Origin of the sequence: Streptosporangium sp. NPDC001559 (genome assembly GCF_042893955.1) — a bacterium.
Taxonomy (GTDB): domain Bacteria; phylum Actinomycetota; class Actinomycetes; order Streptosporangiales; family Streptosporangiaceae; genus Streptosporangium.
Map to the genome: position 1 here is coordinate 370,525 of NZ_JBIAVG010000007.1, position 20,806 is coordinate 391,330.

The window sequence follows — 20,806 nt, forward strand, 5'->3', positions numbered from 1 at the left end:
ATTCACACAGACTGGAGCTGTCGTGAGCGATCACAACGCCCCCCACGAGCCGCACCACCACCCCCACCCTCACGGCGATGGGCACGGGCACGGCGGGAGTCGTGGACCGCTGGCCCGCGTCAGGCACGCCTTCATCCCGCACAGCCACGACAGCGCCGACAAAACCGACGTGGCGCTGGAGTCCAGCGCCCGTGGCATGCGTGTGCTGGCGATCTCCTTCGCCGTGCTCATGGTGACCGCGCTGGCCCAGGCGGTGATCGTGGCGACCTCGGGGTCGGTGGCGCTGCTGGGCGACACCCTGCACAACGTCGCCGACGCGCTGACCGCCGTCCCGCTGGCGATCGCCTTCTCCCTGGGACGGCGGGCGGCCACGCGCCGGTTCACCTACGGGTACGGCCGGGCGGAGGATCTGGCCGGGATCGTCATCGTGATCCTGATCGCCGCCTCGGCGGGCATGGCCGCCTATGAGGCGATCAGGCGCCTTATCGTCCCCGAGAACGTCCAGGCGCTCGGCTGGGTGGCCGTCGCGGGCGTGGTCGGTTTCCTCGGCAACGAGTGGGTGGCCCGCTATCGGATCAAGGTCGGCCGCGAGATCGGCTCGGCCGCCCTGGTGGCCGACGGCCTGCACGCCCGTACCGACGGCTTCACCTCCCTGGCCGTCCTCCTCGGCGCGGGCGGCGCCGCGCTCGGCTGGCCGCTCGCCGACCCGGCCGTCGGCCTGTTGATCACGGTGGGGATCTGCTTCGTGCTGAGGGACGCGGCCCGGGAGGTCTACCACCGGCTGATGGACGCGGTCGATCCCTCCCTCGTCGAACAGGCCGAGCAGATCGTCGCCCGGGTCGCGGGGGTGAAGCGTGTCGGCTCGATACGGCTGCGCTGGATCGGGCACGCGTTGCACGCGGAGGTCGACATCGTGGTCGGCCACGAACTGTCGCTGGTGCGGGCGCACGCGGTGGCGGTCGAGGCCGAACATCACCTCATCCACGAACTGCCCCGGTTGCGGGCGGCCACCGTGCACACCGATCCCGACGGGCCGGAGGGCACCGATCACCACGCGGTCCTGGCGGCGCACACCTGACCGCGGGGACCACCGGTGATCGGTGCCGTTCCCTCACACCTCAGGGCTCGACGAGGCCGACCACGAACGCGTAGTCGTCCAGGGTGAACTGGGTGATGCCGGTGATGCGCAGGGCCTGCACCCGGACGGTGTAGGCCCCGGGGCCCAGCGAGGGGGAGAAGCGCTCAAGGGCGTGCGCCTCCTCATCGCCGCCGGGGGTGTCGAACCTGTAGTCCGTACTCGTGACCGGCTGCAGCTCGATGGTCGTCCCCGCGGAGTTGACCGCGACGACGCGCACGGAGCACCACGCGCTGGGGTCGCCGACGCAGAGAGACTCGGCGGTGAAACGGGCGTCGACGAACCGGGTCGTCCCCGCGGGCACGGTGATGTTGACGGACGCCGTCGGGATGTTCCCCCAGGCCCCGATCGTCTGGGCGGTCCAGGGGGCGCTCTCCCCGGTGAAGAACTGCGCGCTGGTCTGCGTGCCGTTCTGGGAGCTGGGTACGGCGTTGGCGGCCGTTACCGTCAGCGCGAGGGCGCAGGACAGCGCCGTGGCGGTGACCACGGTCTTGATGGTTCTGGACAACGGGGGTTCCTCTCTGCTCGTACGGAGTTGTGCGCTCCGTGACGGGGCGTTGCCGGAACCACGCTGACGAGACACCGCGACCGGTGAAAGCCTGGCCGAATTATCCGTACAAGTCCGTACAAGAACCGGTGGTGTGAACAGCGGGGTCCTGTTGCCCATGGGACCTCCGTCTGGGAGAAAGAGGCATGCCCAGACTGCCGCTCCGGCGCTCGATCGTCGCCGCCGTGGTCACCGGGGTCTGCGCCGCCGGCCTCGCCGGGTGCTCCTCCGTGACCGCGACGCACTCCACGGCACATGCGCCAGAGGCCGGTCCGCGGGAGAGCGCCGGAGACCGGGCCGCTGTCCGATCTGTGGCCTTCGGCAGGTCGCGGGGCAGGGACGTGGCCGTCACCGCCGGGGCCGACGGGCTGGTCAGGGTCTGGTGGCTGCCCACCCTGGAACCCGCCGCGGAGCCGCTGCCCGGCGACCGCGCCGCCGTCGTCGAGGTGGACGGCCGGTCGGCGGTCCTCACCGTCGGCGGGTACGGCGGACGCCTGTGGGATCTGGACACCCGCAGGGAGCTGCTCCGCGTTCCCGCGCCTGTCTCCGCGTTCGCCTTCGGCGCCCTTCGGGGGGCTCCCACACTGTTCACCGGCGACCGCCGGGGCCGGGTCCGGATCTGGGACCTGGCCTCGGGCACGTCCGCGGGGAGCCTGGACACCGGCGCGGGCGCGGCGATCACGGCACTGGCGTCGGCGCGGATGCACTCCCGGCCGACCCTCGTCGTCGCCGTCGACAACCACGGGGACGACCCCGGTCACGCACAGCTCTGGGATCTCACCACACGCCACAGGACCGGTGGTGTCCTGCCCGCCACGCAGGAGGCCGAGAGCTTCGACCGGTTCCAGGTGCTCACCCTCGACGGGCGGCCCACCCTCGTCGCGGGCTCCGACTACGGCCTGAGACGGTGGGATCTCGAAAGGCGGCAGGAGCTCGGCCCGTCCATCGAGAACCGGCAGGAGGACACCCGGCTCTTCTCCTTTCCCTCGTTCACCGTGGCCCTGGACGGCCGGCGACCCGTCCTCGTCACGGGCCGGGTCTCCGGGGCGCCGATCCAGCTACGGCGCCCCGCCGACGGCGCGGTCCTGGCGGAGCTGGCCGTCCGGCCCGGGACGGCGGTGACCGCGCTCGCGGCGGGCACGGTGAACGGCAACCAGGTACTGCTCAGCGGTGACGAGGACGGCGCGGTCCGGCTGTGGGACGTGCGGACCCGCGGGCGGCTCGGTGGCCCGGCGCCCACCGGGGGCTCGTGACCACTGTCAACACCACCCCACCATGGCCGATAGTGTGCCGTTTCGTGCCTTTTACCCTGATTCATCCTGTTGTCGCGATCCCGTTGCGCCGGTTCCTGCCGCCGGCGGCGCTGGCCGCAGGAGCGATGGTCCCCGACCTTCCCTACTTCATCCCCTACGGGCTCACCGATGTGCTCGTTCCGGTCTCCGTGCCCTGGTCCCCGCTGCGGGACGCCGGGCAGACCCACCGGGTGGAAGTGGGATCGATGGTCTTCGACCTGGTCATGGCGCTGATCCTGGCCGGGGTGATCACGGTGTGCTCCGCCCCGGTCCGCGCCCTGCTGCCCCAGGCGCTGGCCCGCAGGATGGGGCGTCGCGGCCGGGGGCGGGCGGCGCACTGGGCATGGTGGCCGGTGGCCGCCGCCGTCGGGATCGCCACCCACCTGCTGTGGGACCGCCTGGTGGACGAGTGGCTGCTCGCCGCCGGGGACGTGGTGCTGATGGAGTCCGAGGGGGTGCACCTGGTCGGTTCGCTGATCACCCTGGCGGCGCTGGGTTCGGCCTGCTGGTGGCTGTGGCGCAGGCCGCTGAGTGAGCCCGTGCCCCAGCCGGGCCTGGGGGTACGACTGGCGCTGCCGGCGGCGATGGGACTGCTGGCGGCCGGGCTGATCGTGACGGTGGGCGCCGGGATGGTGGTGCGATCGCTGGTGACGTTGACGATCGACGCGGTCGTGCTGGTGCTGCTGGCCTACGCCGCCTTCCTTCGTCTGGCCCCGGCCCGGACGAAGAGCTGATCCACGGCCGCTCCCGGATCCGGCCAGACCGGCGGCCTCAGTTGGAGAAACCTCCCTCAGGCCGGATGATCTCCAGGTTGGTGCCGTCAGGATCGTTGAAGTAGGCGACCTGGGTGCCGAGTGCCGCGTCAGGAGTGACCTCGCCCGCGATGAACGTGTAGTCCTCGCCGAGGAAGTCGTATCCGGCCTCTTTCATACGCCTGTACACCGCGTCGAAGTCGTCGACCTTGAAGCACAGATGCATCGAGCCCGGACGGTTCGCCGCCCCGTTCGTCCGCTCCCCGACCGGGTCCTGGAACTGGATGAGGTCGATGCCGACGTTGTCGAGATTGAACGTGGCGTACCGCAGCTTCGCGACGGGCAGCCCCTGTGCCTCACCGAAGGGCACACTGCGCATGGTCTCGTCCGCGACGACGGGCTCCCGCCCGGTGAGGGCTCTGTAGAACGCGATCGACACGTCCAGGTCCGAGACCGAGATTCCAACGTGGGCGGCTCGGGTGAGGTCCATCGGAGTGCTGGAAACAGCCATGATCCCTACCCCCGTTCACACTCTGCCTTCTCAGCGGTGGCGCTGATCGGCGCAGGTCGGGTCCCGCAAGAAACCCACCAGGAAACAATTCCCCCGGAGGGGAGGACAGCCACTACAGGTGGGTAAAGAGTGTTCCTGCCATCGCCTTCCCGGCCGTCGGCGAGGTCTTGGCAGACACCTGTATATGGCACTAAATCCGTTGAACAGGCGATATGCGGACGATCAAGATGATCTCCATGGATCTCCTCTCCTCGCTGCCCGCCTTCGTCCTCGCCGTCATGCTGATCTCCGCCTCGCCGGGGCCGGCCATGGCGCTGATCCTGCGGCGCTCGGCCCTGCACGGCTTCTCCGGCGCGGTGCCCACGGTGCTGGGCCTGGAGGCGGGCCTGTACGCGTGGGCGCTGCTCGCCGCCACCGGGCTCACCGCCCTCGTCGCCGCCTCCGAGGTGGCCTACCTGATCCTGCGCGTGGTGGGCGGCGGCTTCCTGCTGTACCTCGGCTTCAAGGCCTGGCGTACGGCGTGGCGCGGTGTGCCGGCCGAGGAGACGGCGGGGGAGCCGGAGCCCGGATCGTCGCCGTCCTGGTGGAAGGCGTTCGGTGAGGGGGCGGTCGTGATGCTGGCCAACCCGAAGATCGCCGCCTTCATGATCGCTTTCTATCCCCAGTTCGTACCCGCCGACCGGCCGCTGTTCGCCACGACCTCGCTGCTCGCCGCGGTCCAGGTGGCCATCGAGATCGTCCTGTATCTGGCGCTGGCGGCCGTGGTCGGACGGGCCGGGGCGTGGTTCCGCCGCCCGGCGATCCGGCGCGGGCTGGAAGCGGTCAGTGGCACGATCCTCATCGCCCTGGGCCTGCGGATGGCCGTCGAGAGCCGCTGACACCCCGGCCTGAGCGGCTCACCGATGCCGCTCTCGTCCGCCGACCGACCGGCGCATGCCGTACGGGGCCGTGGCCTCTATGACCGGGAGCGGGCCACCGCCTGGGTGAGAGAGGCGACGTGCTCGGTGAGCGCCGTGATCAGGGCGGGCGGGTTCCTGACGGTGAAGGACCAGGGCAGGCCCGTCAGGACGCGCGCCATGACCCTCAGGTCCTCGGCGCCGCTGACCAGGAGCACACCGCCCTCCGGGCAGGGATACAGGTCGCCGAAGGGGGCGGGCAGCCGGTCGCGTGCGGTCTCCAGGTCGGTGTCCAGCCACACCTCGGTGCGGTGGGTCCAGGCCCCGAGCGTCATCGTCCGCATGACGTGGTCGATGGGGTCGAACCCCTCGGGAGGGGTGAACCGGGCGGGTAGTTCCGCGGCTGCGCCGATCCTGTCCAGGCGGTACATGCGGATGGCGTCGCGCAGGTGGTCGTGCCCGACCAGATACCAGCGGCGCCCGTGCACGACGAGCCCGTAGGGGTCCACCTCACGCGTGCCGCGGGTGTGCTCGATCCGTACGGTGTGACACGCGTGGACGGCCGCGGCCAGCGTCAGGACCAGGTGCGGTTCCGGGGTCAGCGGGCCCGTCGTCGCGGAGGTCGAGGAGACCAGCGCGGTGACACGCCGACGTAGCGCGGTGGGCAGGACGCGGTTGAGCTTGACCAGCACCCGGTCGGCCGGGCCCGGCTCGCCCACCGGTTCGTGCCTGCCGGTGGCCAGCGCGGCGGCGACGGCCACCGCCTCGTCGTCGGAGAGCATCAGGGGCGGCAGGCGCACGCCGTGCGCGAGCCGGTAGCCGCCGTAACGGCCGCGGACCGACTCGACGGGGATGTCCATGTCGCGCAGGGCCGTGACGTACCGGCGGACGGCGCGGGCGTCGACGTCCAGGCGCCGGGCCAGTTCGTCGGCGGACACCAGGCCGCGGTCCTGGAGGATCTCCAGCAGGGCCAGGACACGGGTCGCCGGACGGGACATGATCCCGATCCTAATGAGGGCAGAAAGCGTCCACAATCCGTCCTAGCGTTGCGCCACAGGAGATCGATCGAAAGGAGTCGACCAGGTGTCGACCATCGTCCTTGTCGGCGGTTCGTTCCTCGGCGCGTGGGCCTGGGAGCGGGTCACGCCGTTGCTGACCGCCCACGGCCACCAGGTGCACCCGCTGACGCTCACCGGCTTCGGCGACCGCGCCCACCTGGGCTCACCGGGCACGACACTCGCCACACACACCCGTGACATCACGGCCGCGATCGAGTACGCCGGCCTGAGGGAGGTGGTGCTCGTGGCGCATTCCTACAGCGGAGCCCCGGCCACGATCGCCGCCAACGCGATCCCCGACCGGATCGCCCGGGTGGTCTACGTCGCCGCCTCCCTGCCGGAACCGGGCAGAAGCCTGTTCGACATCACCCCCGCCTTCATCGTCGAGGCCATCATGGAGACCGTCCAGGACGGGCGGGTCCCCGTGATGAGCGACGAGATCATCGACGCCAACTTCGGCGACCACGGACTCACCGCCGAGGACTTCGCGTGGCTGCGCGCCCGCGGTGTCGGCCAGCCGGTCGGCACCTACCAGGACCCGGCGCCGGACGACCTCGGCGCGGTGCGGAAACTGCCGCGTACCTACATCGCCTGCGCGGGTGACCCGGGCGACCCGCCGGACCTTCCGGACCACGACATGGTCGTCCTGGACTCCGGACACTGGCCGATGATCACCAGGCCGGTCGAGCTGGCCCGGGTGCTGGACAAGGCGGCCCGGTCATGACACGCCCCTTCCGTGTGGAGATTCCCCAAGCGAGCCTGGACGAGCTGACCGACCGTCTGGTCAGGACACGTTTCACCCGTTCCCTGCCCGGTGACGGGCTCGGCGTGCCCGTCGAACGCGTGCGACGGCTGGTCGAGTACTGGCGCGACGGCTACGACTGGCGTCTCTGGGAGCGGCGGATCAACGCTCATCCGCAGTTCACGACCAAGATCGACGGTCTCGACGTGCACTTCCTGCACATACGCTCGTCCCGGCCGGACGCCCTTCCGCTCATCCTCACCCACGGCTGGCCCATGTCGGTCGTGGAGTACCTACCGCTGATCGAGCGGCTGAGCGACACCTTCCACCTGGTCATCCCCTCGGTGCCCGGCTTCGGGTTCTCCGGCGCGCCGGGGGAGCCCGGCTGGGACCGCCGCCGGGTCGCCGCGGCGTGGGCGGAACTGATGCGCGGGCTCGGATACGAGCGCTACGGCGTGCACGGCAATGACGTCGGCTCTCTGGTGTCCATCGAACTGGGACGCCTGGACCGGTCTCGCGTCGCCGGAGTGCACGTCACCCAGGTCTTCTCGCTACCCTCCGGCGACCCGGCCGAGCGGGCCGCGCTGGGGCCGGACGATCAAGAGAGACTCGCCGCCCTGGAACGCTTCATGGCCGGGGGAAGCGCCTATCTGACCCTCCAGGCCACCCGGCCGCAGACCCTCGCGCACGCGCTCGCCGACTCTCCGGCCGGGCAGCTGGCCTGGAACCTGCAGCTCTTCGGCGAAGGGGTGAGCGACGACTACATCCTCACCAACGCCACGATCCACTGGCTGACCGACAGCGCGGGCAGCTCGGCCATGGTCGGCTATCACGGGCGCAGACCGCCCGCCGAGCGGTCGTCCTTCCCTCTGGGCGTGGCCTGCTTCGCCGACGACTTCTTCCCTTCGATCCGCCCGCTCGCCGAACGCGACCACGGCGCCGTCGTGCGCTGGAACGAGTACGCCAAGGGCGGCCACCACGCCGCGCAGGAGGAACCGCAGGTGCTCGCCGACGACATCCGCGCGTTCTTCGCCACCTACCGGTGACCGTGCCGCCGCGTTCGCGCGGCCGTCCGATATGTGGTTGCCTCACGCCGTCGCGTCGTCTTACCGTGCCGAAGTGGATCTCTTCTCTCGTACCTGGAACGCGTTACGCACGGCGGTCGCCGGGCTTCCCGACGAGGACTTCGCGCGGCCGTCCGGTTGCGCGGGCTGGCTCGTACAGGATCTGGTGTGCCACCTGGTCATCGACGCCCAGGATGTCCTGATCACCCTCGTGACCCCCGTGGACTCGGAGCCGACCCGCGACGCGGTGACCTACTGGAACGTCGCCACGGAACCCCCGAGCGGTGACGACCCGCTCGACGCGCTGATCGTGCGGCTGGCCGCCGCCTACCAGGAGCCCGAGCTGCTCAAGTTCCATCTCGACGACGTCGGCTCAGCCGCGGGTCGCGCCGCCGAGCTCGCCGACCCGGACCGGCGGGTCGGTACCCAGGGCCAGGTCCTCACCGCGGGCGACTACCTCTCCGCGTACGTGCTGGAGTGGACGCTGCACCACCTCGACCTGGTGGCGCACCTCCCGCACGTGGCGGGACCTCCCGCCGAGGGGCTCGCCAGGACCCGCGAGATGCTGGAGAAGATCGCCGGAGCCGCGTTCCCCGCCTCGTTCTCCGACGAGGACGCGCTGCTGGTCGGCACCGGGCGGCGTGTTCCGACCGACGGGGAGAAGGACGAGCTGGGGGAACTGGCGGCGCGGCTTCCGTTCGTCCTGGGTTGACCGTACGGCCCGCGTCAGCCGGCGGTGGGGGAGCGGTGACGTCGTAGGGCGAGGACGATCAGCATCACCACGCAGGCCAGGGCGACCACGGCGGCGAAGCACTGCACGGCGAAGAGAAGCCCGGCGACCGTGGCGAGGAAGCCGACCCCGATGACCGGCGTCCCGACGCCGAGGTAGATGATCACGTAGAAGGCGGACAGCACGTCGGCGCGGTGGTCGGCGGGAGCCGCCTGGTTGACCGCGGTGATGCCGCCGAGGAACGTGAGCCCCTGGCCGGTGCCGCCGGTCGCCGCCGCCAGGAGCAGCAGCGGCAGCGAGGACAGGCCACCGGCGAGGGCCAGCAGCACCAGTCCGGTGGCCAGGAGGGGCAGGCCGGCCAGCTCCAGGTCGCGGGCCTGCCTGCCGTACCCGAGAAGCTGGGCGAGCGCGGAGCACAGCAGCGCCAACGCCACCGCCGCACCGGCCAGGAACAGGTTCCCGCTGCCGGAGAGGGTGGCGACATAGGTGGGGACGAGGGCGAGGGAGAGCCCCATCACGCTGAACGCGAGGAAGCTCGCCGTACCGCTGGTCACGAAGATGGAACGCACCGAGGCGGGGATCTCGGGGAGGCGGGGTCCGCGCCGGATGCCCGAAGCCATGACCGGCAGCGCGGCCATCGTCACCACCGCGGGAACCAGCAGGACGATCTCCACAGCGAACGGCAGGACGTGCGGCGCGGGGGCGTACTGGGCGAGCAGCCCGGCCAGCACGGGGCCCAGGCCGAGCCCTCCGACGGTGGCCACGGTGGACACCAGCGCGGCCCTGCGGCGGTCACCGTCCGGTTCGAGCTCCGTCAGCGTCGCGGTCAGCGGTCCCGAGGCCACGCCGAGCGCCAGACCCTGCAGGGCACGGGCGGCGAACAGCCATCCGGTGCTCGTGGCCAGGGCGAAGAGCAACGCTCCCAGCGCGGCCAGCGCCACCGCCGACAGCAGCACGGTGCGGCGGCCGAGCAGGTCGGACAGCGGACCGGCCAGCAGCAGGGAGGGAATCAACACGGCCACATACGTGGCGAAGATCAATGTGACGACCAACGGGGAGAAGCCGAAGCTCGCCTGGTAGCCCCGATACAGGGGGGTCGGCAGGTTCGTTCCGGCCAGCAGGATGAGCAACGTGTACGCCGTACCCCAGAATCTCCATCGTCCTGCGGGACTCGTGTCCTGCGGGGCGGACCTTTCCCGGCGGGGGTCACGGCGTGGTGGACGGCCATGGCTCGCGGCGGTGAGGTGATCAAGAGACATCTGTTCCTCCACACCATCATGTTCGGATTTGCCGAACATAACACATGTTCGAGAATGCCGAACATGTCGCTATCCTGGAGGCATGGCAAGCCGTACCGCGACCGAACTCGTCCACCCCGACTCCGACCAGCTCCGGTTCACCGCGGTGCTGGCGGCCCTGAGCGACCCACTGCGACTGGCCATCGTCGCCCAGCTCGCCGACGTCGAACCTGACGGCGAGCTGATGTGCACGACGCTCGCGGTGCCGGTCAGCAGGTCCACCCGGAGCGGCCACTTCAAGGTCCTGCGGGAGGCGGGCGTGATCCGCCAGAGGGACGAGGGGACACGGCGGCTGAACCGGCTGCGCCGCGACGACCTGGACGCCCGCTTCCCCGGCCTGCTCGACCTCGCGATCCTGCAGGGTCGCGAGGTGCTCAACGGCTGGTGAGGTCGGGCCCGGCGGGTTCGTGCGCCTCTCGCCGGGCGGGTCCTACCGCGTGCGGTAGTCGCCCAGGCCGTGTTCGAGCAGGTGGAAGGCCTGTTCGGCGTTGACGACCGCGTCGGGGTAGACGGCGTCGGCCGTCTCGCCCTCCAGCAGCCGCCGGATGTTCTCCGACATCAGGGCGTTACGGGTGCCGAGCATCTGCGCGGCGGCGACGCGGGCGATCAGGTCCGTCCGCCCGTCCTGGGCGGCGAGTTCCTCGGCCAGCAGCTCCTGGCCGCGCACCAGGAAGTGGTACAGGTGCTGCAGGAGCGCGGGCGTGGAGTGGGTGAGCCTCTGCACGGCGATCACCTGGGGGTCGTCGCTCAGACCGGTGGCCGCGTCGCGAGCGGCCAGGGCCGCCAGGAAATGGCGCCGCAGGGCCCGAACCGCCGACTCCCCGTCCGCACGGTCACGGACGACACGGGCGGCCTCGTCGACATGTTCCTCCAGCGGCGCCAGGACCAGGGCCTCCTTGGTGGGGAAGTAGTTGAAGACGGTCTTCTTGGACACCTGGGCGGCTTCGGCGATCTCCGCGACCGACACCTGGTCGAACCCCCGCTCCACGAACATCTTGATCGCGATTCGCCAGATGGATCGCCGGGTCTGGAGCTTCTTGCGTTCACGCAGGCCGAGTTCGTCACTCACGCCGCAAAGGATACCAGGTGTAATTTTCCTCTTGGTTAAAAAGTAGACCTGGTGTAGATTTACTGCCGTGGCGCGAGCGCGGCACGGGACCGGAAGACTCCCCGGCCCGTTCGGCGGCACCGGCGCCCACGGCCAGGAACGGCGCGTTGATCTCGTTCGTTTCCCGGCCAACGTCGTGTTCGCGATCGTCGCGGCCATCATGGCGCCCCCTTCGCCGTACGGCTGCGCGAACCCGCCGCTCCCTCCCTCCCCGCTGAACAGGTGAACGCATGAGCAAGCCCTGGCTGACCTGGACGACCTTCGCCGTAACCGCCGTGACCACCACCGCGGGCCTGCTTCTTCCCGGCCTGTCCGCGCTGCTGGCCAGGAGCCCCGGCCTGCTGGACGGTCAGTGGTGGCGGCTGCTCAGCCCCATCCTGGTCAACCCGGAAGGCTGGTACCAGATCCTCTTCAACGGGGTCGCGCTGCTCCTCCTCGGCACATACGCCGAGCGGGTGTACGGCCGGGCCCGCTGGCTGCTGCTCTACCTGGGAGGAGCCCTGGCCGGGGAGGTCTACAGCTACGCCGTGGGCGACTACAGCGCAGGCTCGTCCGTCGCCGTCGCGGGCCTGCTCGGCGGACTGGCCGTCTGGGTGGTGCGCGGCCACTCCGGACTGCCCCGTAGGCCCAGGATCGCCGCCGCCGCGCTCCTGGCGGGCGCGGTCGTGCTCGCCCTCATCGGAGACGAGCACGGTGCCCCCATCCTCACCGGCGCCCTGATCTCCCTGATCCTCCCCACCGGCGCGGCGCGGGAGAACACCGCTCACGCCCGATGAGCGCCCGGCGGGCTCGATCAGCCGATCGGTGGTGCGAGGTACTCCAGCGCGTAACCGTCACCGGAGGCGGCTACGCGGGCGATGCCGGGTGAGTCGAGGTGGGCGCCGGCCACGAAGTGGTTTGGCCGGGTCAGTCGTTCGAGAAGGGCCGCTCGCGCGGCACGGGCCTGGGACTGGTCGCCGTCGAACTCCCAGGAAACGTTCGGCTGCTCGAACTGGAGCGTGGGGACGTGAACGGTGTCACCCCAGACGAGAAGGTGGCCGGTGCCGCCCCTGACGTCGTAGACGGTGTGACCGGGCGTGTGGCCCGGTGTCGGGATCGCGGTGACCCAGCCGTTGATCGCGACCTTCTCCGACACGGGTACGACCCGGTCGCGGATCGGCTCGAGCCGCCCGGTGAACACCGAGGTGTCACCCGCGCCGATCCACACACGCTCAAGCTTGGCGAACGCCTCCGAACCGTCCGGCGCGATCAGACCGCTCACGTGGTCTTCGTGATTGTGGGTGATGGCCACGTCGGTGACGTGCGCGCGGTCGATTCCCGCCTCGTCGAGCGCGTCATAGATCAATCCCATGCCTGGGACGTGCCAGACGTTGGACGCGCCGGTGTCGACGAGAACCGACCGTGTGCCGTCGGTGACGAAGAAGGCGTTGACCGACAGCCGCAGGTTGTCGCCGACCAGAGGGACGGTGGCCGGAAGTTCGTCGAGCGCGCACCCGTCCTCGTCGCGGAGCCGCGTCGGCGGCATGTCGATGTACCCGTCTCGCAACGAGGTCACCCGCAGGTCGCCGAGTTCGAACGTGGCATGGTGCCGGCCACTTGAGATCAAACGCATGGAATCTCCATCATGCTGGGCGTGAATCTTCAATAGAAGACAATGTCTCCTTTAGAAGAAACCATACACTGGGCGTCGAGATCCCCATCGATCGAGGAGCACGATGGTCGAGCAAGACGGAAACGCGGCCGAACGACAGCACGGTGACGACCTGGCCGGCGCGTTCGGCGGTAACGTGCGGCGACTCCGGGAGGAGGCGGGCCTGACGCTGGAGCAGCTGTCCACACAGTCGTCGGTCAGCCGGGCGATGCTGTCCAAGGTCGAACGCGGCGAGAAGAGCCCGACGATCGGCGTCGCGTCCAGGATCGCCCACGCGCTCGACGCGTCGCTCTCGGACCTGATCGGCGCGCCGGCCGCCGCCGCGCCCGGTGTGGCCATTGTCATGCGCAAGAACGATCGCCCTGTCTTCCGCGACCCGGAGACCGGCTTCGAACGGCACATGGTGTCGGCGGCCCCGGGCGCGGGAGGAGCCGAGATGATCGTCCACCACCTCCCCGCGCGGGTCTCCACCGGACTGCTGCCCGCGTATCCGCCGGGTACGGAGAAACAACTCGTGGTGCTCGAAGGCACCCTCACCGTCGCGATCGGCGGGGTCAGCGAGACCCTGAGCACCGGCGACTCCCTGTTCTTCCAGGCCGACGCGGACCACGGCTTCGCCAACCGAACGAACGCCCCCTGCGAATACATCATGGTCATCTCGCGTAGAACCTGATCGGCCGCGGCCTGCGGGCCTGGGCAAAGCCGACTACGGCCTGTGTTCCCGCCGGTCGCCCTCGACGTGGGTGAGGAAGAACTCCCGGATGTCCCGCGCCAGTGACTCCGGCACCTCCATCGCGGCGAAATGGCCGCCACGCTCGAACTCCGACCAGTGCCTGATGTCGTACAGCCGTTCGGCCAGTGGCCGTACCGACTGCGTGATGTCGTGCGCGAACACCGCCACGCCGACCGGCACCGGGCACGGCTCGGTCCGTCGTGGAGCCTCGCGGTGAAGCCGTGCCGAGGAGGCCGCGGTGGCGGTCAGCCAGTACAGGGAGATGTCGGTGAGCATCCGCTCGTCGCTGATCGTCGAGCGGGGGTCGGTCCACTGCGCGAAGCGTTCGGCGATCCAGGCCAGCTGGCCGACGGGCGAGTCGGTCAGCGCGTAACCGATGGTCTGCGGAGTGGTGGCCTGCAGCGCCTGGTACGGCGGGCGGTTGGCCATGAGCTGCCGGACCTTGTCCAGCCGGGCCTCGTCCGTCTTCGACAGTTCGACGTCGGCGTCCGGGTCCGGCCGGGTGGGCAGATAGTTGACGTGCACCCCGACGACCCGATCGGGTGCCACCGCGCCGAGCGCCATGGAGATGCCCGAACCGAAGTCGCCGCCCTGCGCGCCGTAACGCTCGTAGCCGAGACGGCGCATCAGTTCGGCCCAGGCCTGTGCGACGTGGACGATGTCCCAGCCGCGCCGGTGGGTCGGCCCGGAGAAGCCGTAGCCCGGAATGGACGGGATCACCAGGTGGAAGTCGCGCGACAGTGGCTCGATCACGTCGAGGAACTCCAGGAACGAGCCGGGCCAGCCATGGGTGAGGATCAGCGCGAGTGCGTCCGGCTTCGCCGAGCGCACATGGACGAAGTGGATGTTCTGGCCGTCGATCTCGGTGGTGAAGTGCGGAAGCTCGTTGAGCCTGGCTTCATGCGCACGCCAGTCGTACCCGGTGCGCCAGTACTCGGCGAGTTCCTTCAGCCGGGCCAGCGGGAAGCCGTAGTCCCACCCGGCGTCGGCGACCTCGTTGGGCCAGCGGGTGCGGGAGAGACGGTCGGCCAGGTCGTCGAGGTCGGCCTGGGGGATGTCGATGCGGAATGGCTTGATCACGGTCTTCACTCCGGGAGGATCAAACGTTAGTGACACTAACGAAGGTAGACTGTTAGTGAAACTAACGCAAGAAGCGGAGGAATCCCGTGGGCACGATCCCCGAACCGACCCCGGCCCGACTGCGCGCCATCCCCAGCCGCCTGCTCGCCGGGGCCGCGATCGTCGCCGACCGGCTTGTCAGTGAGCGCCTGTCCGCGGAAGGCGCTCACAAATGGCACTTCGCCGTGCTGGTCGCGCTCGCCGAGGCCGGCTCCGCCAGCCAGGCCGAACTCAGCCGCCGCACCGGCATCTACCGCAGTGACATGGTCGCCGTCCTCAACGAGCTGGCGGACACCGAATACGTCCGCCGCGAACCCGACCCCGCCGACCGCCGCCGCAACGTCATCACCCTCACCCCCGTCGGCCGCCGCCGCCTGGAACACCTCGACACGCTCATCGCCGACGCCCAGCGCGAACTCCTCGCCCCCCTCACTCCCGGCCAGCGGGAGGAGCTCGCCCGGCTGCTCACCGTCCTCGCCGAGCACCACCGCCCCCCGCACCCCCGCCCGCACGACGCGCGGTAGCCCACCGCGACCCGCCTCCAGAGCCTCCGCGAGGTGGACCCAGAGCCCGCCCCGAACGTTCCCGGCTCACGCCGTGCCGCCGTGGGGCGGCGTTGTCAATGTGAGTCATGTGTCTCGACAAAGCCAGTCAGATGGCACGGATTCGAGGGGTGAACCGCCAACCGGATCTCTGTTATCAACGAACTATCAGATAGTTGGACAACGGTAGTAAAGGGGAACTATCCATGTCACAGCGAATGAAGTCCATCAAACTGAGGCTTCTCGGCGCCGTCGGTGCCGCGGTCATGCTGGCGCCTGTGCTGGCGACCGGTTCGGCCCAGGCCTCCACCGATACCGCCCGCCAGGCGTCACTGGTCACCGGCATCCACGTCTACTCCTCCACGGGCTTCTCGGGCCCGGACGCCTGGCTCAACGGAGACCCCGGTCAGTGCTACTACGTCGGCGCCGGCTGGAACGACAACATCCGTTCCGCCCGTACCGAGAGCAGCCGCCTGGTGGAGCTGTGGGACAACTACGACTGCACCGGTGGAGCGATCGTCGTCGACGGCAGCGGCTACAACTCGATCGGCGGCTGGGTCAGCGCCTACCGCATCCGCTAGTTCGGCGACGCTCGGCCGCCGACCGGCACGAGCGGTGAAGGCGGCCCTGTTCCGGCCGCGGGCGCGCGGAAGGATCGGTACGGAAACCGGCGGTAGAGCCTGCCGCCTGTGAGAACACGGAAGCCGCACCCGACAGGACATCCGTTTCCGCCGGGTGCGGCCATGCCGTGGCGCGGCCGTGGGCCGGAGAGACTCCTCCGCCCGCCGCCCGTCCTCACACCGTCCCGCTCGAACGGGGCCCCGCGGCTCAGCCCTCCAACTCGTCCAGCAAAGAGGTCAGCAGGTTCTCCTCCGGCCGCACGATCCGCTCTGCGATCTCGCGCAGGGTCAGCTTCTCCAGAAAGAGCGTGACAGGGACGTCGAGGTCGAAGTCGTCGCGCATACGGCCGATGAGGAAGACGGCGGTGAGCGAGTCGCCGCCGACGGCGAGATAGGTCTTGTCCAGGTCCTCGGCCCTGGTCAGCCCGAGCGTGACGGACAGCAGTCCGGTCACCGCGTCCTGCAGGTGACCGGTGTTCGCCAGGGCGGGCGCAGAGGAGGGCACAGAGGTGAGCGCGGCCAGGGAGAAGGCTCCGTAAGAGGCCCCGGCGAAGACGCGTGTGCGAATGGCGGGGCGACCCCCGGCCCACTCCTCGACCGCCACGTGCACGTTGGTGCCACCGATGCCGACGGAGGTGATCCCGGCCCGCCGGGTCCCCCGCGAGGACGTCCAGGGGGAGACGGCGGTGACCAGGTCGAAGGGGGAAGCCTGGAGGCGGAGGTCGGGGTGCGGGCGGATGACGTTCGCCGAGGGCACCAGGGTCCGGTTCTCCAGCATGAGCACTGTCTTGATCAGGCCCGCGACTCCGGCGGCGGTGTCCAGGTGGCCGAGGTTGGACTTGACCGAGCCGATCAGGCAGTGGCCGGCCCCGGCGAAGGCGGCGGAGGCGGAGGCGATCTCGATGCGGTCACCCAGCTCGGTGGCGGTGCCATGGGTCTCCAGGTAGTGCGCCTGCGCGGGGTCGAGTCCCGCGGCCGCCCACGCCTCGACGATGGCGGCGGCCTGCCGGTCGACGCTGGGCGCGGTGAAGCCGACCTTGGCCGAGCCGTCGTTGGTGATCGCGGAGCCGCGGATGACCGCGCGGATCGGATCGCCGTCGGCTGCGGCGTCTTCCAGCCGCCTGAGTACCACCAGGCCGACGCCGTTGCCGGGGACCGTGCCGGCCGCCTTCTCGTCGAACGGGCGGCACCGGCCGTCGGGGGAGAAGATGCCACCGGACCGGTAGAGGTAGCCGCGCCTGCGGACGGAGTCGATCGAGACGCCCCCGGCGAGCGCGGTGTCGCATTCGCCCAGCAACAGTGCCTGTGCGGCCAGGTGGACCGCGGTCAGCGAGGTGGCGCAGGCCGTCTGCACGGTGAGGCTGGGGCCGTCCAGTCCCAGGCGGTAGGAGATCCATCCGGCGAGGAACTCGCGGTCGGTCATGACACGCAGGTGCATGGCGCCGTACCGCGCGGCCAGGCCGGGATCGGCGTGGGCGGCGATCATGTGCTCGCTCAGCCCGCCGCCCACGTAGACGCCGGTGCGCCGGGGCGGTCTGCGCGGGTCGTGGCCCGCGTCCTCCAGCGCGCTCCACGCCGTCTCCAGCAGCTGGCGGTGCTGGGGGTCGAGTGCGACCGCCTCGGCGGGATTGAAGCCGAACAGTTCCGCTTCGAACCGGTCGGCGCCGGCGAGGTAACCCTTCGACGGCACGTAGGCCGGGTTGCGCAGTTCCTCCTCGCCGACTCCGGCGTCGCGAAGCTCCTCCTCGCTGAAGTCGGTGATCGAGCAGACCCCGTCGCATAGGTTGGCCCAGAAAGCGGCGAGGTCGGAGGCGCCTGGGAAACGGCCGCTCATTCCGATGATGGCCACCGCCGCATCAGTCACGATCTCCTCCTTGTTCTCGCCGCCAGGCGCGTCCGCCTGTCCGCTCCGTGTCGCCGGGCCTGGTCGTGGTGGGGTCGCGTGGTGCCGTCGAGCCGGGCAGCGAGGGTGGCGACGGTGGGGTGCCGGAACAGTTCGACCAGGGCCAGTTCGTCGTGGCCTTGGTCGTGCAGGGCCGCCAGGACGGTCAGCAGCCGGATCGAGGTGCCGCCCACGTCGAAGAAGTTGTCGTGTGTTCCGATGTGTTCCACGCCCAGTACCCGGCTCCAGATTCCGGCGATCAGTTCCTCGGTCGCGCCGGACGGGGTGTGGTGGGGTTCGGTGGGACCACGGTGTACGGCGAGCGGCTCCGGCAGCCTGGTCCGGTCCACCTTGCCGGAGCGGTTGACCGGCAGCTCGTCCACGAGTGTGACGGTGTCGGGCATCATGTAGCCGGGCAGGTGTTCCGCCAGCCAGGCCCGTAGGGCGGCGGGGTCGGCTCCCGGGGCGACGGCGTAGGCGGCCAGCCGTCGTTCGTCCTCCTCGCCGACGACGCGGGCGGCGGCGACGGAGACCAGGGGGTGCGTCGCGAGCAGGCTCTCGATCTCGCCCAGTTCGATGCGGAATCCTCGGATCTTGACCTGGGTGTCGGTCCGGCCCAGATACGACAGCACCCCGTCGGCGTCGTAGCGGCCCAGATCTCCGGTCCGGTACATGCGTGAGCCGGGTGGGCCGTACGGGGCTGCGACGAATCGCTCGGCTGTCAGTCCCGGCCGCTCGGCGTAACCTCGGGCGAGCCCGGCTCCGGCCACGTAGATCTCCCCGGTCACTCCTACCGGGACCGGGCGTAGCCGTTCGTCCAGCACGTAGGCGCGAACCCCGGCGACCGGACGGCCGAGCACCACCGGTCCGCCGGGTTCCAGGTCGGCGAGGGTCGAATAGACGGTGGTCTCGCTCGGTCCGTAGGCGTTCACGATCCGCCGGTGCGGTGCCCACCAGCGCCTGACCAGTTCCGGCGGAACCGTCTCGCCGCCGACGGCCAGGGTGCGCAGGTCCGGCAGTTCGTGCGGGGGCATGGACATCGCGGCCGCGGGGGGCAGGAACGCGTAGGTGATGCGCGAGTCCTGGAGCCGTGCGAGCAGGTCCTCGCCGAGACGTTCGTATTCGTGGGGGATGTGCAGTTCGGCGCCCGCCACCCAGGTGAAGAGAAGGTCGGAGACCGCCACGTCGAAGCCGAAGTTGACGTACTGCAGGACCCTGTCGTCACGGGTGACGGGGAACTGCTCGCGTACGGCCGTCACCAGGTTGAGCAGAGCGCCGTGCTCCACGGCCACTCCCTTGGGGGCTCCGGTGGAGCCGGAGGTGAACAGGACATATGCGAGGTTGCCCGGCTTCGGCGGGCCGGGGGGCGGCTCCAGCGGGCCGATCTCGTCGAGTACCGGCACGTTCAGTCGACGGGCGAGCGCGCGGGTGCCGTCGTCGGTGACGAGCAGGTGGACACGGATGTCGGAGACCATGGTGGCCAGGCGGGTGGGTGGGTGACCGGGGTCGAGCGGAACGTAGGCGCCGCCGGCTCTCAGTACGGCCAGCGCGGAGACGGCCATTTCCAGTGATCTCGGCAGGAGCAGGCCCACGGGGACCTCCGGTCCTACCCCCGCCCTGCGCAGCCGGGCGGCCAGGTCGTCCGCCCGTCGCAGGAGCTCGCGATAGGTCAGGGTGGCTTCGCCGTACGTCACCGCGACGGAATCGGGCCGCTCCGCGGCTGTCGCGGCGATGAGATCCGGTACGAGCGGCGACGAGGGGGCCGCGGGGACGGCCGGAAAGCGGGTCGCCAGGGCGAGCTGCTCGGCGTTGAGCAGGCCGATCCGGCTGATCGGCAGGTCGGGGCACTCCAGCAGTCCTTCGAGCATCACCCGCAGGCTCCGGGCCCAGTGTTCGACGGTCGCCGCGTCGAGCAGGTCGCTTCGGTAGACGACATGCCCAAGGAGTTCCTCGTCCCACCGTTCGACGTAGAGCAGCAGGTCGAACTTGGCGTCGTCCAGTATCAGCTCGATGCGTTCCACCCGTGTGCCGGGTAGCCGCAGGGTCAGTGCGGCGTCGCCGTAGTAGGAGAACATCACCTGGACCAGCGGGTCGTGGCTGAGCTGTCGTTCGGGCACCACCGCTTCGACGACGGCTTCCAGGGGCGCGTCGTGGTGCAGGCGGCCGTCGAGCAGGCGGTCGTGCAGCCGATCGACCAGCTCCCCGAAGGTGGGGTCGCCGGTGAGGTCGGCCCGGACGGCCAGGGTGTTGGTCAGCAGGCCCACCACGCCCTGGACGGAGGGGTGGTCGCGGCCGGAGACAGGTACGCCGATCACCAGGTCCCGCTGGCCGGTGACGCGGCCGAGGAAGGCGGCGAAGGCGGAGAAGAACACGGTGAAGGAGGTGGTTCCGCGGTCGCGGGCCAGCTTGGCGAGGCGGTGCGGTGTGTCGGAAGGCAGAGGGAGGCGTTCGACGCCACCGGCGGTGCCCTGTACCGGCGGGCGGGGCCGGTCGGTCGGCAGGGCCAGGGTGTGCGGTGCGCCGGACAGGCTGTTGGCCCAGTAGGAGACCGCCTCCTTGGCGGGGTGTTCACGGCGCCAGGCCGCGTAGCCGGGGTACTGCAGCTCCAGGGGTTCCAGTTCGGCTCCGCCGTAGGCCGCGGTCAGCTCGTCCAGGAGGATCTGCAGTGACCAGCCGTCGCAGATCAGGTGGTGGGCGACGAGCAGAACGCGGTGCAGGTCCGCCGAGACGGTGTGGACCACGCACCGCAGCAGCGGTCCTCGCTCCACGTCGAAGGGCCGGGCGGCCTCCGCTCTCAGGTCGAGCCGCGCCACGCTGTCGAAGGCGAGTTCGGCGGAGTCACAGACCACTTGGACGTACTCGCCGTCGCGGACGCGGAAGACCGTCCGCAACGACTCGTGTCTGGCCACCAGCGTCTCCAGCGCCCGGCGGAAGGCTTCGACGTCGAAGGGGCCGTGGACGGCGAAGGCGACCGGCACGTTGTACTGGGCCGTGCCCGGGTGCATGCGATCCAGCACCAGCAGCCTGGCCTGGGTGGGGGAGACGGGGAATTCGTAACGCATCGCAACTCCCGTGGGTTCGGGGCGAGGGCTGTGATGATCGTCGCCGCGGCCCGCGGCGTCCGCG

At 70.4% G+C, this 20,806-nt stretch carries 22 protein-coding genes; 13 read left to right on the forward strand and 9 right to left on the reverse strand.

The window, feature by feature from the left end; genetic code table 11:
- Positions 1–22 precede the first annotated feature (22 nt).
- On the forward strand, positions 23–1,078 hold the full coding sequence (locus tag ACFYY8_RS18715; protein WP_390042341.1) for a cation diffusion facilitator family transporter: 1,056 nt from the start codon (positions 23–25) through the stop codon (positions 1,076–1,078).
- 40 nt (positions 1,079–1,118) lie between these two features.
- On the opposite strand, the gene ACFYY8_RS18720 is transcribed toward ACFYY8_RS18715, so the two are convergent.
- Positions 1,119–1,643, reverse strand: coding sequence for a hypothetical protein (locus ACFYY8_RS18720; protein ID WP_390042343.1), 525 nt, complete (start codon positions 1,641–1,643; stop codon positions 1,119–1,121).
- 185 nt (positions 1,644–1,828) lie between these two features.
- Between ACFYY8_RS18720 and ACFYY8_RS18725 the strand changes: the two genes are divergently transcribed.
- Together ACFYY8_RS18725 and ACFYY8_RS18730 are read left to right on the forward strand one after the other, a co-directional pair.
- Entirely contained in the window at positions 1,829–2,935 is a 1,107-nt protein-coding gene (locus ACFYY8_RS18725; protein ID WP_390042346.1) for a WD40 repeat domain-containing protein, read from the forward strand.
- Positions 2,936–2,979: 44 nt separating this feature from the next.
- The gene (locus tag ACFYY8_RS18730; protein WP_390042348.1) at positions 2,980–3,708 is read left to right on the forward strand and encodes a DUF4184 family protein; all 729 of its coding nucleotides are present in this window, start codon (positions 2,980–2,982) and stop codon (positions 3,706–3,708) included.
- A 37-nt stretch (positions 3,709–3,745) separates the two neighbouring features.
- Here the strand turns inward: ACFYY8_RS18730 and ACFYY8_RS18735 are convergent, their stop codons facing one another.
- Entirely contained in the window at positions 3,746–4,237 is a 492-nt protein-coding gene (locus tag ACFYY8_RS18735; protein WP_390042350.1) for a VOC family protein, read from the reverse strand.
- Positions 4,238–4,473: 236 nt separating this feature from the next.
- Between ACFYY8_RS18735 and ACFYY8_RS18740 the strand changes: the two genes are divergently transcribed.
- The gene (locus ACFYY8_RS18740) at positions 4,474–5,115 is read left to right on the forward strand and encodes a LysE family translocator (RefSeq protein WP_390042352.1); all 642 of its coding nucleotides are present in this window, start codon (positions 4,474–4,476) and stop codon (positions 5,113–5,115) included.
- Positions 5,116–5,192: 77 nt separating this feature from the next.
- Here ACFYY8_RS18740 and ACFYY8_RS18745 read toward each other — a convergent pair whose 3' ends face one another.
- On the reverse strand, positions 5,193–6,131 hold the full coding sequence (locus tag ACFYY8_RS18745) for a helix-turn-helix transcriptional regulator (protein WP_390042354.1): 939 nt from the start codon (positions 6,129–6,131) through the stop codon (positions 5,193–5,195).
- 85 nt (positions 6,132–6,216) lie between these two features.
- On the opposite strand from ACFYY8_RS18745, the gene ACFYY8_RS18750 reads away from it, so the two are divergent.
- The 3 genes from ACFYY8_RS18750 to ACFYY8_RS18760 all read left to right on the forward strand — a co-directional run bounded on the left by ACFYY8_RS18750 (position 6,217) and on the right by ACFYY8_RS18760 (position 8,709).
- Positions 6,217–6,915: an alpha/beta fold hydrolase gene (locus tag ACFYY8_RS18750; protein ID WP_390042356.1), complete on the forward strand. Its 699-nt coding sequence runs from the start codon at positions 6,217–6,219 to the stop codon at positions 6,913–6,915.
- On the forward strand, positions 6,912–7,979 hold the full coding sequence (locus ACFYY8_RS18755; RefSeq protein WP_390042358.1) for an epoxide hydrolase family protein: 1,068 nt from the start codon (positions 6,912–6,914) through the stop codon (positions 7,977–7,979). The genes ACFYY8_RS18750 and ACFYY8_RS18755 overlap by 4 nt, the downstream gene beginning before the upstream one ends.
- Positions 7,980–8,052: 73 nt before the next feature.
- Positions 8,053–8,709, forward strand: a complete 657-nt coding sequence (locus tag ACFYY8_RS18760) for a maleylpyruvate isomerase N-terminal domain-containing protein (RefSeq protein WP_390042360.1) — start codon at positions 8,053–8,055, stop codon at positions 8,707–8,709.
- A gap of 14 nt (positions 8,710–8,723) precedes the next feature.
- Here ACFYY8_RS18760 and ACFYY8_RS18765 read toward each other — a convergent pair whose 3' ends face one another.
- Entirely contained in the window at positions 8,724–9,986 is a 1,263-nt protein-coding gene (locus tag ACFYY8_RS18765) for an MFS transporter (protein ID WP_390042362.1), read from the reverse strand.
- 82 nt (positions 9,987–10,068) lie between these two features.
- Between ACFYY8_RS18765 and ACFYY8_RS18770 the strand changes: the two genes are divergently transcribed.
- Positions 10,069–10,413 (forward strand): helix-turn-helix domain-containing protein, encoded by a 345-nt coding sequence (locus ACFYY8_RS18770; protein WP_352012256.1) that lies wholly within the window; start codon positions 10,069–10,071, stop codon positions 10,411–10,413.
- A 42-nt stretch (positions 10,414–10,455) separates the two neighbouring features.
- Here the strand turns inward: ACFYY8_RS18770 and ACFYY8_RS18775 are convergent, their stop codons facing one another.
- Positions 10,456–11,094 (reverse strand): TetR/AcrR family transcriptional regulator, encoded by a 639-nt coding sequence (locus ACFYY8_RS18775; RefSeq protein ID WP_390042365.1) that lies wholly within the window; start codon positions 11,092–11,094, stop codon positions 10,456–10,458.
- A gap of 67 nt (positions 11,095–11,161) precedes the next feature.
- On the opposite strand from ACFYY8_RS18775, the gene ACFYY8_RS18780 reads away from it, so the two are divergent.
- Together ACFYY8_RS18780 and ACFYY8_RS18785 are read left to right on the forward strand one after the other, a co-directional pair.
- Positions 11,162–11,359 carry a hypothetical protein gene (locus tag ACFYY8_RS18780; RefSeq protein ID WP_390042367.1) on the forward strand — a complete coding sequence of 66 codons (198 nt, stop codon included), beginning with the start codon at positions 11,162–11,164 and terminating at the stop codon, positions 11,357–11,359.
- 4 nt (positions 11,360–11,363) lie between these two features.
- Positions 11,364–11,909 (forward strand): rhomboid family intramembrane serine protease, encoded by a 546-nt coding sequence (locus tag ACFYY8_RS18785; RefSeq protein WP_390042369.1) that lies wholly within the window; start codon positions 11,364–11,366, stop codon positions 11,907–11,909.
- A gap of 17 nt (positions 11,910–11,926) precedes the next feature.
- On the opposite strand, the gene ACFYY8_RS18790 is transcribed toward ACFYY8_RS18785, so the two are convergent.
- Positions 11,927–12,745, reverse strand: a complete 819-nt coding sequence (locus ACFYY8_RS18790; protein WP_390042372.1) for an MBL fold metallo-hydrolase — start codon at positions 12,743–12,745, stop codon at positions 11,927–11,929.
- 103 nt (positions 12,746–12,848) lie between these two features.
- Between ACFYY8_RS18790 and ACFYY8_RS18795 the strand changes: the two genes are divergently transcribed.
- The gene (locus ACFYY8_RS18795) at positions 12,849–13,457 is read left to right on the forward strand and encodes a helix-turn-helix domain-containing protein (RefSeq protein ID WP_390042375.1); all 609 of its coding nucleotides are present in this window, start codon (positions 12,849–12,851) and stop codon (positions 13,455–13,457) included.
- 33 nt (positions 13,458–13,490) lie between these two features.
- On the opposite strand, the gene ACFYY8_RS18800 is transcribed toward ACFYY8_RS18795, so the two are convergent.
- Positions 13,491–14,597, reverse strand: coding sequence for an epoxide hydrolase family protein (locus tag ACFYY8_RS18800; RefSeq protein WP_390042377.1), 1,107 nt, complete (start codon positions 14,595–14,597; stop codon positions 13,491–13,493).
- Positions 14,598–14,683: 86 nt separating this feature from the next.
- Between ACFYY8_RS18800 and ACFYY8_RS18805 the strand changes: the two genes are divergently transcribed.
- Together ACFYY8_RS18805 and ACFYY8_RS18810 are read left to right on the forward strand one after the other, a co-directional pair.
- Positions 14,684–15,160 (forward strand): MarR family winged helix-turn-helix transcriptional regulator, encoded by a 477-nt coding sequence (locus tag ACFYY8_RS18805; RefSeq protein ID WP_390042379.1) that lies wholly within the window; start codon positions 14,684–14,686, stop codon positions 15,158–15,160.
- A gap of 224 nt (positions 15,161–15,384) precedes the next feature.
- Positions 15,385–15,759 carry a peptidase inhibitor family I36 protein gene (locus ACFYY8_RS18810; RefSeq protein WP_390042381.1) on the forward strand — a complete coding sequence of 125 codons (375 nt, stop codon included), beginning with the start codon at positions 15,385–15,387 and terminating at the stop codon, positions 15,757–15,759.
- 247 nt (positions 15,760–16,006) lie between these two features.
- Here ACFYY8_RS18810 and ACFYY8_RS18815 read toward each other — a convergent pair whose 3' ends face one another.
- Positions 16,007–17,662, reverse strand: a complete 1,656-nt coding sequence (locus ACFYY8_RS18815) for a beta-ketoacyl synthase N-terminal-like domain-containing protein (protein ID WP_390042383.1) — start codon at positions 17,660–17,662, stop codon at positions 16,007–16,009.
- The gene (locus tag ACFYY8_RS18820; protein WP_390042386.1) at positions 17,659–20,742 is read right to left on the reverse strand and encodes an amino acid adenylation domain-containing protein; all 3,084 of its coding nucleotides are present in this window, start codon (positions 20,740–20,742) and stop codon (positions 17,659–17,661) included. The genes ACFYY8_RS18815 and ACFYY8_RS18820 overlap by 4 nt, the downstream gene beginning before the upstream one ends.
- Positions 20,743–20,806: the final 64 nt, after the last annotated feature.